Annotated in this window: 9 protein-coding genes and 1 pseudogene; 5 read left to right on the forward strand and 5 right to left on the reverse strand. The window is 69.5% G+C overall.

The annotated features are described in order from the left end of the window. A partial coding sequence (locus ACWEVN_RS40365; protein ID WP_452054808.1) for a DNA polymerase Y family protein occupies nt 1-1,481 on the forward strand: 1,481 nt, incomplete at its 5' end. A gap of 124 nt (nt 1,482-1,605) precedes the next feature. Next, nucleotides 1,606-2,085 carry a hypothetical protein gene (locus tag ACWEVN_RS40370; RefSeq protein ID WP_452054809.1) on the forward strand — a complete coding sequence of 160 codons (480 nt, stop codon included), beginning with the start codon at nt 1,606-1,608 and terminating at the stop codon, nt 2,083-2,085. Between the two features lie 240 nt (nt 2,086-2,325). Here the strand turns inward: ACWEVN_RS40370 and ACWEVN_RS40375 are convergent, their stop codons facing one another. The 3 genes from ACWEVN_RS40375 to ACWEVN_RS40385 form a co-directional block, all read right to left on the reverse strand. Beyond that, complete coding sequence (locus ACWEVN_RS40375; protein ID WP_452054810.1) at nt 2,326-2,502, reverse strand: hypothetical protein; 177 nt, start codon at nt 2,500-2,502, stop codon at nt 2,326-2,328. A gap of 743 nt (nt 2,503-3,245) precedes the next feature. Further along, complete coding sequence (locus ACWEVN_RS40380; RefSeq protein WP_452054811.1) at nt 3,246-3,866, reverse strand: GNAT family N-acetyltransferase; 621 nt, start codon at nt 3,864-3,866, stop codon at nt 3,246-3,248. Continuing rightward, a complete protein-coding gene (locus tag ACWEVN_RS40385) occupies nt 3,863-7,189 on the reverse strand; it encodes an error-prone DNA polymerase (protein ID WP_452054812.1) in 3,327 nt (1,108 codons plus the stop codon). The genes ACWEVN_RS40380 and ACWEVN_RS40385 overlap by 4 nt, the downstream gene beginning before the upstream one ends. A 908-nt stretch (nt 7,190-8,097) precedes the next feature. On the opposite strand from ACWEVN_RS40385, the gene ACWEVN_RS40390 reads away from it, so the two are divergent. The 3 genes and pseudogenes from ACWEVN_RS40390 to ACWEVN_RS40400 form a co-directional block, all read left to right on the forward strand. Continuing rightward, the gene (locus tag ACWEVN_RS40390) at nt 8,098-9,354 is read left to right on the forward strand and encodes a sodium:proton exchanger (RefSeq protein ID WP_452054813.1); all 1,257 of its coding nucleotides are present in this window, start codon (nt 8,098-8,100) and stop codon (nt 9,352-9,354) included. Between the two features lie 171 nt (nt 9,355-9,525). After that, the gene (locus tag ACWEVN_RS40395; protein WP_452054814.1) at nt 9,526-9,714 is read left to right on the forward strand and encodes a hypothetical protein; all 189 of its coding nucleotides are present in this window, start codon (nt 9,526-9,528) and stop codon (nt 9,712-9,714) included. A 54-nt stretch (nt 9,715-9,768) separates the two neighbouring features. Continuing rightward, nucleotides 9,769-9,969, forward strand: a pseudogene (locus ACWEVN_RS40400) (VIT1/CCC1 transporter family protein); the annotation flags it as partial. Nucleotides 9,970-10,258: 289 nt separating this feature from the next. Here the strand turns inward: ACWEVN_RS40400 and ACWEVN_RS40405 are convergent. Then, nucleotides 10,259-11,062, reverse strand: coding sequence for a class I SAM-dependent methyltransferase (locus ACWEVN_RS40405; protein WP_452054815.1), 804 nt, complete (start codon nt 11,060-11,062; stop codon nt 10,259-10,261). Nucleotides 11,063-11,218: 156 nt separating this feature from the next. Further along, the gene (locus tag ACWEVN_RS40410; protein ID WP_452054816.1) at nt 11,219-11,773 is read right to left on the reverse strand and encodes a hypothetical protein; all 555 of its coding nucleotides are present in this window, start codon (nt 11,771-11,773) and stop codon (nt 11,219-11,221) included. Between the last annotated feature and the right edge of the window lie 1,167 nt (nt 11,774-12,940).

A 12,940-nucleotide genomic window follows, 5' to 3' on the forward strand; every position in this document is an offset into this window, starting at 1 on the left:
GGTTGTCGAACCGGGTCGTGGCCTGCTCCGCGGCCGCGCGCCGCAGCGGGGTGGGGCGCGGGATGCGCCGCCGCGACGCCCAGTCGCGATGCCCGGAGCTGGTGGTGCACCAGCACGATCCGGATCGCGATGCCAGGGTGTTCGAACCGGTCGCCGCCGCGGTGGAGCAGCACGCGGTGGGCGTCGAAGTCGTTCGACCTGGGGTCGTCGCGGTCCCGGTCGGCGGTGCCGCCGGCTATTTCGGCGGCGAAGAGGCGCTGGCGGAGCGGCTGCTGGACGAGGTGTCCGCGAACGCCGGCGTGGAGTGTCAGATCGGGATCGCCGACGGGCTGTTCGCCGCGACCCTCGCAGCTCGCCGGGCTGTTTTCGTCGCCGCTGGCGGCTCCGCGCGGTTCCTGTCGCCGCTGCCGATCACCGAGCTGGATCAGCCGGGGGACGATCGCGGCGAGCTGGTCGGGTTGTTGACGCGGCTGGGGCTGCGGACGTTGGGCGCGTTCGCCGCGATCGCGGAGCGGGACGTCGCCGGCCGCTTCGGGCGCGATGCGATCCTCGCGCACCGGCTCGCCCGCGGCTTGTCGCAGCGGCCACCGCTGCGCCGTGCCCTGCCGCCGGAGCTGGAGGTGATCCAGGAGTTCGAGACGCCGCTGGAGCGGATCGACGAGGCCGCGTTCATCGCGAAAACGCTGGGTGAGCGCTTCTTCGCCGGACTGGCCCGCCACGGGTTGGCGTGCACGCGGTTGGCGATCGTGGCGGTGACCGAGTCGGGTGAGGAACGGCTACGGGTGTGGCGGTGCGCGGAACCGCTGACCGCCCGCGCGACCGCGGACCGGGTGCGCTGGCAGTGCGAAGGCTGGCTCACGGCGAACGCGGGCGACCGGCCGAGCTCCGGGATCATCCGGCTGCGGCTGGTGCCGGAGGAACTGGTCGGCGGTGAGGCACTGCAGTTGCAGCTGGGCGCGATGGGCCGGGACGCCGACGCCGCCGAGCGCGCTGGCCGCGCGATGGTGCGCATCCAGGGGCTGCTCGGGCCCGAGGCGGTGCTCACTCCGCTGCTGGACGGCGGCCGGAGTCCAGCCGAGCGGGTTCGTCTGATCCCGTGGGGCGATCCCCGGGCCGCGGTGACCGCGGATGCGCCGTGGCCGGGTCGGCTGCCGGCGCCGTCCCCGGCGACAGTCCCGCGCCGCGCAGTCCCGGCGGTCGTTCACGGCGCCGCCGGGCGTGAGGTCGGGTGCACTATGCGTGGGGAGCTGACTGAGCTTCCGGTGACGGTCGCGGTCGACGGCGATCCTGCGCTTCCGGTGATCAGCTGGGCCGGCCCGTGGCTGCACCGTCCGACCGTGCATGCGGGAAACCCGCCGGGAGCGGCAGCCCGGGTACAGATGGTCCTCGCCGACTCGGCCGCTGACCGCACCAGAGCCCTAATCCTGGCCGTCACGATCGGCCAGAACCCGCAGTGGACGGTCGAGGGGATCTACGACTGACCGGAGCGTCTGAAGGGCTCCCCCCTTTCGGGTGGTTGCCTCGGTTTGCGCGCCGCTACCCGGCCGGTCTTTCCCACACTGGCGGGAAGGACACATCCAGCCAGCTCGGTAACGGGGGGACATCGTGGGCGTGCTGCTGAAGCCGACCTCGCAGATGGGTCATTGGGCAGTCGAGATGTTCACCGACAGCGCCCGTCTGCGCCGGACCGCGCCCGCAGACACCGCACCCACCACACGCGCACCCAGATCCGCGCGTGCCGTGCCGGACGATGTGACGCTGCCCCAGCTGGACGTCGAGGAGGCGTCAGCCGAGCGCGGATTCGGATTCGAGATCACTGACGTCGACCCGGTGATCGCCACACTCGACCAGGTGCTCGGCGATGCCCTGTACTGCGACTTCATCGGCCGGGTGAACAGCGACCTCGGCCGATGGAGTCACCCGCGGACCGAGGACGGCTGGGTCACGATCGCAGGGCCCGTCGTCGAGGCCGCGACACGGGTCCATGACCGCACGGTGGAGCTGTGCTACGTCCACGTCGCCGAACTACACCAGGCGCTCATCGACTTCGCGGATACTCGCGCGGCCGACGATGCTTCGTGGTGAGCGACAACGCGTGCGAGCGCCGACGTGCCCAGGTATGGCTTCTCTCGGCTCTCTTTCGGGTATTGCGCGCTGCGGCCGATGCCCCGCTTCAACACCCAAGGCCGCGCATGGCGGTCTGTCGCGACCAACGCTTCCCTCGTCGCTGTTGCTCGAACAGCTCAACAACGGGTACGTACGGAGCAGCCGGCGCGCCACGGGCATGCGCGCCGGCTGACTCACCTCGACGTCGTCGTCAATCTGTCATCTCGCGGCGACGATCGCCGTCAACACCTCCGGGTGCACCATCAGCACGCTGCTTGGCATCGCGACGACCAGCACCGCACCCACCACGACAAGGCGGATGGTCCGGTGCAGCCGGTCGGCTGACTCGCGGTCGGCGAAGAGGCCGGCAATAAGGCTCGGCGTCGCCCGCGGCATGCCCGCACCCCTGTCCTGCGAGCGCACGAGGAGTGCCAGGACGACCGCGCACACGCGCCGCCAGGTCGCTGACCTGCGGCGATGCGCGTCGCTGTCGCTGGGCTCTCTATCGTTTCGACTGTTAGAATCCATTACGGATCGTTCCCCTTGGAGACTTGCTGGTTGATAAGAGTTCGGTCCACCGCGCCCGGACTGTTCGCGCAGTTCGGGCGCTTCCATGTTCGCCTCATCCGCCGAAGTTAGATTCGCGGACGAGCGCAGTAACTTCATTCGTTCGTTCATCGGATTAGCTGTGCCTTACTGATGTGTCTTTCCGGCATATCTTTCCGACATCATCTCCGCGTGTAGTTTCGTTCCGGTAATCCTTCGATCTAAGCTTCGGCAGAGTCTTAAGAACTTGCCTCGTGGGTTCAATAACTGCTCTGACCTGGGCAAACAGCTCCTCCAGTAGGGTGTGAGGGGTCGCCATGAGTGAGCCCAAGGTGACCGATGAGGCGTCCCGGAGTGGGACATCCGCATCGTAGCCGATTCCTCAAGGCACTGGAATTGGTGTCGCCGTGAGCGGACACCGAGGTGCGCGGACGCTGTCAGCGCAAAGACGCCAAGTGGCCAGGTCGCCCGATCTGCGCGACCTGGAAGAAAAGCACCCGATCGGCTGAACCGCCGACTCTGACCTGCGCTCATGCGAATCTGCTCGGGGCTACCTGCGCCAGGGCTTAAGGACGGCAGAAGGGAAGGACAGGTCAGCCTGCGCTGCAGGCCCGCTGGTGGATGCATGCTGGTGCTGCTCGTGGGTAGGGCAGACGCGCGCGGAAGGCCTGGGCGATGCCGCCCTCCGGCAGTGGCGCGGTCCAGGTGTAGCCGGGCATGCGCGCGCGGGCGGCCGCGACGAGGGTGCGACCGTAGCCGAGCCGACGGTACCCGGCGGCGACCTGGACGTAGTCGAGCGTGGCACTCCGGCAGGACGTGCAGCAAGTGATGGTGGCGGTGCCGGTGACGGCGCCGTCGAGGCGCAGTTCGATGTGTCCGGTGAGGCTGTCGGCGCTGGGCGGACGCGCGACCAGTACAAGTCCCTGCTGCGGCGCGGCGTCAGGCGGGTACTGGATCGCGGTGTCGAGGTGAGCCCATTCGGACAGGCGTCGTTCGGCCTGGTCGCGGGCTTCGATGAGGCGGCAGGTTTCGCAGAGGGTGCCGTGCAGGCGGTACCGGTGGCTGTAGGTCTGGGTCATGCCGTAGTGGGTGAGGTACTCCCCGCGCAGGCACTGGACGGGGACGCCTGCGGCGGGCCGGATCGGCAGAAGATCGCCGTACTCGCCGCGGGCGCCGGATCGCGGACCGCCGACGGCGGGCTGGCCGGCGGTCACCGGAAGTCGCGCGACGGTGCGGTCGCCATCGACAGGTCGAGCGCTTCGATCCGGTCAGCGACGAGGGTGACGACTCCTTCGGCAGCCTGGACCTGCCCGCGGATCAGCAGCGCGGCACTGGCACGGGCGACCACGCGCTGGCGCTGCCACAGCCCAGGTGAGACCAGGACGTTGGCCATGCCGGTCTCGTCCTCGAGGTTGAGGAACGTGATCCCGCCGGCCGTGGCCGGCCGCTGCCGGTGGGTGATCGCTCCGCCGACCCAGACCCGGGTGCCGTCCTCGACGCCTGCGAGAGCGGCGGTGGTGATCGCGCCGAGCGCGTCGAGCAGCTCTCGCAGGAACTGCACGGGATGGGAGTCGGGAGAGACGCTGGTGGCCCACAAGTCGGCGGCGGTGATCTCGAAGCGGGTCATGCCGGGCAGGGCGGGGGCATCCAGGCCGGGAACGAAGCCGGGCAGGTGCCCGGGCCGGGTGGTGGCGGCCGCGCCGGCGGCCCAGACGTCTTGGCGGCGGTCGCCGCCGAAGCGGCTGAACGCACCGGAGGTGGCGAGGGCTTCGGCGGCGGTCTTCTTGAGCTGGACGCGGCCGGTGAGGTCTCCAATCCCGGCGTAGGGACCACGGGCTTGGCGTTCGGTGACGATCTGCTCGGCCACATCGTCGCCGAGGTGCCGGACACCGGCAAGGCCGAGCCGGATCGCGACCCCGCCGGTGCTGTCGGGATCGGGTTCAAGGGTGGCGTGGGCGAGACTGGCGTTGATATCGGGTTCGCGCACGTGGACGCCGTGGCGGCGGGCGTCGGCGACGAGAGACTGCGGGCTGTAGAACCCCATCGGCTGCGCGCGCAGCAGCCCGGCGCAGAACGCGGCCGGGTAGTAGCGCTTGAACCACGCGGACGCGTAGACCAGCAGCGCGAACGACATCGAGTGGGCTTCAGGGAAGCCGTAGCCGGAGAAGGCGTGGATCTGCTCGAAGATCCGGGTGGCGAGCTCGCGGTCGAGGCCGTTGGCTTCGCAGCCGGCGAAGAACCGCGCCATCAGCGCCTTCATCTTCGCGCTGGAGCGTTTCGCGCCCATCGCGCGCCGGAGCTGGTCTGCCTCGGCGCCGGTGAAGCTCGCGACATCGACGGCCATCTGCATGACCTGTTCCTGGAACAGCGGCACGCCGAGCGTCCGGTCCAGGGAGCCGGCGAGCAGCGGGTGAGCGTGCTGCCACTCCTCCTCGCCGCGGCGGCGCCGGATGTAGGGGTGCACCGAGCCGCCCTGGATCGGGCCGGGCCGGATGAGGGCGACTTCGACGACGAGGTCGTAGAACTTCCGCGGCCGCAACCGCGGCAGCGTCGCCAACTGAGCACGTGACTCGACCTGGAAGACCCCGACCGCGTCGGCTTCGCAGAGCATGTCGTAAACCTTCGGGTCAGCCAGGTCGAGCTTCCCGAGGTCGACGGTGGTCCGGTGGTGCTCGGCGACGAGGTCGATCATGTAGTGCAGCGCCGAAAGCATGCCCAGGCCGAGCAGATCGAACTTGACCAGCCCGACGGTCGCGCAGTCGTCCTTATCCCACTGCAAAATCGACCGGTCCGCCATGCTCGCCCACTCGACCGGCACGATCTCCGACACCGGCTGCTTCGAGATCACCATGCCGCCGGAGTGAATGCCGAGGTGACGGGGAAAGTCCTCGATCCGGCCAGCCAGTTCGAGCACGTCGGCCGGGATCTCCCCGGCGCTCTGCTGCTTCGTCGCGGCGACGCCGCCCCAGCGATCGACCAGTTTCCCGTAGGCGTCCTGCTGCCCGGGGGAATGCCCGAGCGCCTTCGCCGCGTCCCGCACCGCCGACGGCGCCCGGTAGGTGATGACGTTGGCGACCTGCGCGGCATGGAACCGGCCGTGCTTGTCGTAGACGTACTGGATCGCTTCCTCGCGCCGGTCGGACTCGATGTCGATGTCGATGTCCGGCGGCCCGTCCCGCTCCGGGGCCAGGAACCGCTCGAACAGCAGGTTCCACTTCACCGGGTCGGCGTGGCAGATCCCCAGCGCGTAGCAGACCGCCGAGTTCGCCGCCGAGCCGCGGCCTTGGCAGAGGATGTTGGCTTCCTTGCAGAAGCGGACGATGTCCCAGACGACGAGGAAGTAGCCGGGGAAGTCGAGGGTCTTGATGACGTCCAGCTCGTGCTCCAGCTGGGCGTAGGCCCGCGGGTTCTCGGTGCGGGTGCCGTAGCGGGTGGCGGCGCCGGCCCAGGTGAGCTCGGCCAGGAACGACATCTCGTCATGCCCGGCCGGCACGGGAAACGGCGGCAGATCCGGGGCGACGAGCTGCAGGTCGAACGCCACCTCCACACCAAGCACGGCGGCGCGGCCGACGGCGCCGGGATAGCGGCGCTCGAACCGGCGCCGCTGCTCCATGCCCGAGCGCAGGAACGCCTGCCCCGACGGTGGCCGCCACCCCTCCAGTTCCTCACCTGACCGGCGGGCGCGGACTGCGGCGACGGCGTCGGCGACCGGCGCGCCGGCGGGGGTGGCGTAGTGGACGTTGTTCGACACCACCGTCGGCAACCGCAAGTCACGGGCCAGTCCGTCGAGAAGGTCGTTGGCTTCGTCGTCGAGGGGCTGGCGGTGGTTAATAAGCTCGACGGCGACGTGCTGATGCCCGAACCAGTCGACCAGCCGCTCCAGCTCGGACCGCGCCGCGGACGGGCCGTGCCGGGCGAGCGCGCGGCGGACCGGGCCCTTGCGGCAGCCGGTGAGGACGACGACGTGCCCGGCCAGCTCATCGACGACCTCCTCAAGGTTGTAGAGGGGGCGGCCTTTCTCGCCGCCGGCGATCTGGGCGTGGGAGATGACGCGGCAGAGCCGGTGGTAGCCCTCCTGCTGCCGGGCGAGCACCAGCAGGTGCGACCCGGCCGGGTCGGGCTCGCCGGCCTGCGGGGCGGGCAGGTCGAGCGAGAGCTCGGCGCCGAACCCGACCCGGACGCCGAGCTCGCGGGCGGCGTCGTTGAACCGGACCGCTCCGTAGAGGCCGTCGTGGTCGGTGAGGACCAGCGCGTCCAGTTCCAGCCGGGCTGCCTCTTCTACGAGGGTTTCGGGGTGGCTGGCGCCGTCGAGGAAGCTGAAGTTGGAGTGGACGTGCAGCTCGGCGTAGGGGGCGCGGTGCCGGTCGCCGCCGTCGTCTCGGCTGCGGCGGTCGCGCAGGTCGGCCGGCGCGCCGGCGTAGCCCTCGCGCTTGCGTGACCAGGCGGGCGAGTCGTTGCCGTCGCCAAGGACAGGCGCGCGCCCGGAGGCGATCCGCTCGACCTCGGACCAGGGCACGCTCGGGTTGTTGAACGCCATGACAGAGCTCCCACACCACACGCCAGGGTCGCTGTGGGAAGTCAGCGACGTCATCGAACACAAGTGCGACTACGTAGGCTTGATCCTGCGACAGGGAATCGGCGCTGTCAAACTGTGACGACAGCGATAGTTGGCATGTCCAGATGACAACTGGCGCAGCTCGATGGCACGTACGGCCGTGCTAAATAGACAACAAGAGTGCCTGCGCATGGCGAAAGCCGCCCGGAGGCGGGACGTGGGTCTTCGGCGGCGGATGAGGCGCGCGTCCGGAGCGGGTAGTCGCTTGACCACCCGCCGCGTCGCGATCAGGAGCGGCAGCCTTCGGGCTGAGCAGCCTTGTCAACCTGGCCGGTTTCGGCGTCGGGGCGGCACTCTGCCTCTGCCGCCCTGTATGGCCGGGCAGGAAAGGTTCACGGTGATCGTCAATCTCAAACGCCTCCGCCTTCCGCGCGCGGCGGCCTGGCGACGAGTTGCTCAGCACCTAGTCGAGTGATCTGACACACAGTCATGCGAGGCCGCGGCGACGGCCCGCACCGTCGTCCGAGCACGGCAACGGAGCGATTCTGTGGATCGCCGCAGAGGAACTCGCCCGGCGGGGCGCCGGATTGCGGTTCGCAGGCGCTGCCGGTTCGCCCTGCCGAAACCGCACCGCGGACCCGCCGAAAGCGGACATTCGGGATTCGCGGGTCTTGATCGACGGTTGCGGTAACTCGATCTCGGCGGTCACGGTGTGGTTGTTCCGAAGGGGAGTAGCCCGCGAGTCCACTGTCGACACACCGAGAGCCCGGCTCTCCGGCGGTGGCACCTGCTCCACGTGGGTGGGCAAGACCTTCGGCCGGTTGATCATGCCTGGCCGGGGCCCTGGACGTCGCGGCGAGGCGTGCGCGCGCCCAGGAAGGAACCGCTCCGTGCTCGCCAAGTTGCTGCGCCCGATCGGGCTCTGTGTCACCCTCGTCGTCCCGGCTATCGCGCTGCGCGTCACCGGAGCCGAGCCGAGCGCGGTGCTCGGGTTGCTGCTGTTCGGCATGGCCGTGGTGGCCGCGTCGTTCGTCCTGGCCTGGGCCGCCGAGGCCGCGCAGGTCGACATCTCCGGCGGGCTGGCGATCGCGATCCTCGCCGTCATCGCCGTGCTGCCCGAGTACGCGGTGGACCTGTACTTCGCCTACACCGCCGGGTCGAACCCCGAGTACGTCGCCTACGCCGCGGCCAACATGACCGGCTCCAACCGTCTGCTGCTCGGCCTGGGCTGGTCGCTGGTGGTGCTCATCGGCCTGGCGATCGCGAAGAAGCGCACCGGCAGGACGGTGCGCGAGCTGACGCTGGACTCGCCCTACCGCGTCGAACTCGGCTTCCTCGCCATCGCTTCGGTTCTGGCCTTCGTGATTCCCGCGACCGGTCAGATCCCGCTGCTGCTGGGCTTCGCGCTGCTCGGGTTCTTCGCGTTCTATCTGTGGAAGGTCTCCCGGGCCGAGGCGGCGGAGCCGCACCTGGTCGGCCCGGCCGCGACGATCGGCGCCCTGCCCAAGCGCTCCCGCCGGATCCTGGTCGTGACGCTGTTCGTGTTCGCCGCGGCGGTCATCCTCGCCTGCGCCGAGCCGTTCGCGCACAACCTGATCGCCGCCGGCACCCAGCTGGGCATCGACCAGTTCCTTCTGGTGCAGTGGCTGGCGCCGCTGGCGTCGGAAGCACCCGAGTTCATCGTGGCGATCCTGTTCGCGCTCCGCGGCAAGGGCGACGACGCCATCGGCACCCTGATCTCCAGCAAGGTCAACCAGTGGACCCTGCTCGTCGGCAGTCTCCCGATCGCCTACCTGGCCGGCGGCGGAGGCGCCGCCCTGCACCTGGACGGGCGCCAGGTCGAGGAGTTCCTCCTGACCGCCACGCAAACCCTGCTCGGCGTCGCGGCGCTGCTGGCCCTGCGGTTCCCCCGCTGGGCCGCGTGGACGCTGCTCGGGTTGTTCGCGGTGCAGTTCACGCTTCCCGGGCAAACCGCCCGATACGCCCTGTCCGCGGTCTACGCGGCGATCGCACTGGCCGTCCTGCTGCGCAATCGACGCCACATCGTGGCGACGCTGGCAGCGCCCTTCCGTCGCGCACCCGACGGCTGCGAGGACGATGAGGGCCAGCCCAGCAGCCCGGAAACCGCCGGCGCGGCCGGCCGCTGACGGGAGCCGAACATCCTTCCTACCTTCTGGAGGCGGCAAGCCATGTCCGGGCGACCACCGTCGCGACCCCCCTCAGCCCACCGAGCCACACGACGCCGGAGAAGCCGACAGGCCGAGCGATCAGTCCGCCCGAGGACCGACGAAGAAGCCGGGCGCACGTTCCTGCAGGAGTTGCGCAACGCGCTGCCGCCAGCGTTGCTCACCGCACTCCCGCAGATGCCGGTGACCCTCTTATTCGTCGTCTACAACCAGGCCAAGGCCGGTGTGAACACTGAGATGCTCATGCGAACGTACCGGCTCTCCGAGCACGAAGTCCGCGTCCTCGACACCCATATTCGCAGCGACTCCGGAGGACGCTGAGCAGCCCCGCTCGGCGCGCGAGACACGACGCCCTCGGCAAGAATCGGGCCCTTGATGTCTCAACGTGACCTAGCCTCGCGCTCTTCGACGCCGGGGACCGGGCCGGGCTGGGCGCACCGCCACCGGGACGTCTCCGGCGGCTGGCTGCGGCCCACCGTGTTCGGGGCTGTGGACGGGCTGGTCACCAACGCCTCCCTGATCGCCGGAGTCGGCGGCGGCGGGGTCGCGCCGCACACCATCGTGCTCACCGGCCTGGCCGGGCTGGTCGCCGGGGCGTTCTCCATGGGCGCCGGCGAGTACGTCTCGGTCGCCGCGGCGGGTTTCGGTCTGACGTGGAGTGTGCTGCCGGCCTCGGCCTGCTCGGCGCGCTGGGTGCGATCCGAGCATGGCCGCGAGCCGATACCGCCGTCCTCGAGCACACCCACGATGGCGCCGGCGATCCGGACCACCTGGCCGACGCGATCGAAGTCGAGGACGGCGTCTGGCGGCACCGTCACGAATACGTCATCGACCGCGAGCACGACCGATGGCCGGTGCCGGCTCGCTAGCCGGCACGCACCGCATCCGGTTTCGACAGGAAGAAGTACGCGTACCGCTCGTCCAGCTCGTTCTGAGGAACCAGGTGGACGGCCTCGGGCTTCAGGCCGCAGGCGGCGGCAAGCTTCCAGAACGCGTCGATGCGGTAGGTCGTCATCTCGGCGAGGCCGGTCCGGTACGCGCGGCGGCGGGACTTGGTCTGCCAGCGGCCGTCGTCGTACTTGATCTGGATCAGGGCCAGCCCGCCCGGGCTGAGGATCTCGTGCGCGATGCGCAGGAGACGCTCGCCATACTCGGGGGTGGGGATGAGCTCGAAGACGTAGAAGCTCACGAAGATGTCGCACCAGCCTTCGACCCGGCCGATCGCGGCCTCGGGGTCGGAGACATCGATCGCGATCGAGCGGAACTTCGTGTCGCAGACGGTCGCGACCTGCTTCTCGCATTCGCTCAACGTCTCGGCGGAGATGTCCACCCCGATGAACTCCTCGGCCCGCGGTGCGAAGTGGATCGCGTTGGCGCCGCCACCGCAACCCCACTCCACGATGCGGCGCCACGGACGGGAGAACCCGGTCATCCGGGCACCACGCTCGAAGAGGTCCAGGTGTTCGCGGCCGACCTTCGACCACAGGTCGTTGCCCTGGAACGTCGGCGAGTCCTGCCAGTGGGAGTTCGACGCCCAGCGGTCGCCGGCGGGGCGATCCCAGTAAGTCTGGGCCTCCGCGGAGATCTTGGCCTCGCTCTGCTTGCCGCCGGTCGCCGCCAGCGCTCGTTGGAGGATGTCTTCCGCGCGGACGGCGATTCTTTTCGTCACGCCGAGCACGGTCGGAAAGCGGTGCTTGATTCGCCCGAGCAAATCGTCGTTCGGTGAAGATGCAGGCATGGTGAACCGTTCCTTGCGCACGTTCGAGTTCGCGGGTGTGGGTGCGTTCGCGTAGCGCGAGCCGGAAGGCTCGCGTGAAATCGGTGGCTACGCGATGGCCGGCGGCCCGCGCCGAGCTCGGGTACGTCGCAAGAGAACCGTTCTCGCCCGGTCCGCCGCGTGCTGCGGGGCGGTGGGCGCCCACAGTGGCGCATGTGCTGGCCGCGGGCCAGCGACCGAGGTGCAGACTCTGTGCACGCGGCCGAGTACCGCCCCCATGGCCACGTCGGCCTGGGCCAGCGTGAAACCGAGCACGCTCGCCATGAGTGCGTGGGCGGCGATCAATCCGGCCGCGCCGGTCCCCAGGCTCAAAGTGGGGCCGGAGTCGTGTGCGGTGCCGGGCAGGAGTGTCATGGTGGTGTGGAGGACGGCTTGGGCCGCCCCGAGTACGGCGATCGTGGTCAGGGGGCCGCGGTAGCGGTCGGCGACGATCGCGCCGATCCAGCCGGCGACTCCGGCCATGAGCAAGACCAGGTCGGTGTCCGGGATCTGGCCGTCACCCAATAGGCGGGCGGCGATGCCGAGGGCCGCGGTGGCACCTCCGAGCGCCATGCCGCGCACAGCGCGCAAGGTCGCGCGGTGGCGGTCTGCTCGGCGGTCCACCTACGCAGCTTATGCGGAAAACCGGCGATCTGGTCCAGTTGATTGTCGTTGACAACTGATTGCAGGAAAGGCGACGCGTTCGAAACAAATCGCCGGTGCGGAGGTTTGGTGTGGAAGGGGATTTCGGGTGTCGACTGACAAGCCAGCTGGTCGTTTGGCGGGCGTTCTGGTCTCTCCCGTGGCCGCGCGACATCGCACTTGGCCATTCGGTGGGCCTCCCGTCGAGCGGGATCAAGCGCCGCAGCCTCCGGACCCGTTGGCCTTGTCGGTCCCCAAGGTTTCAGCGTCCGGGGGGCGATAGCGGACCAGGGGTGAGCGTGGCTCTGTTGGTGGTGTAGGTGGAGGAACCGTCTCTTCGCCGTGTAGTCCTCCGGAGGCTCCTGGCTGGGGATGTGCGCCATCGCGGGGGCGTGGTCGAACGAGCTGTCCGCATCTTCGACGGCGGTCGGTGCCAATCGAGATACTTCCGCAGCACTGGTGTCACCGGCGGCCTGGAACACGATCCAGAGCACGCGGTCGATCAGGCTCATGGGGACCGGGGCAAGAGCGCTGGGGCGTCACGGGGACATGCGAGGGGTGCGCCGATCGCCTCGAAAGCGCGGGAAGTGCCGCGTTCAGGAGGGTTCCGTAGCTGGGGCCCGGCTGTAGTGCTCAGACCGATCGGCGGGTTGAGCGCCCGACAGTGGAAGTAACCGAGATGTGGATCGAGCTGGCCGTGAACGGGCTCTGACTCGTGGTGGTCATGGCGGGACGCGCGGTGCTGGGCTTGGCCGGTCGAGTGGTGGGCCGCGCGGCGGCACCGCAGCTAGCCGCGGTGCCCGCCGGGCCGGCTGGCGGTGTCTGCTCGCCGCGGTGGCATGGATGCGCAGGAAGTGGATGGCAGCTATTCTGTCAAGAGCAAGTAGTCAGACGACCCGACGTTCCGGGATGAGGTCCGGCTAAATCCTCCGGCAGCGAGCTCGGTCGGAGGCAGACAACATCAAACGGCAGTCAATCACCCAGTGATGACTGACCGCGTTGTCGGTCTCCTCAGGCTCGGACGGGAGGTGTCTGGCATGGGTGTCGAAGTGATGGGACTGCCCCCGGTTCGGTTGACTCCTGACCTGTGAGGATGCGCTCCTCGCTGGAAGGATGTCCACCATGCCCAAAGCGTTCCCGCCGGAGTTC

The organism is Amycolatopsis sp. NPDC003861, from assembly GCF_053605405.1.

What these genes read in the sequence shown, in the direction of transcription:
- ACWEVN_RS40375 (WP_452054810.1), bottom strand. Translation starts at nt 2,502, where the DNA reads ATGCCGCGGGCGACGCCGAGCCTTATTGCCGGCCTCTTCGCCGACCGC.
- ACWEVN_RS40385 (WP_452054812.1), bottom strand. Translation starts at nt 7,189, where the DNA reads ATGGCGTTCAACAACCCGAGCGTGCCCTGGTCCGAGGTCGAGCGGATC.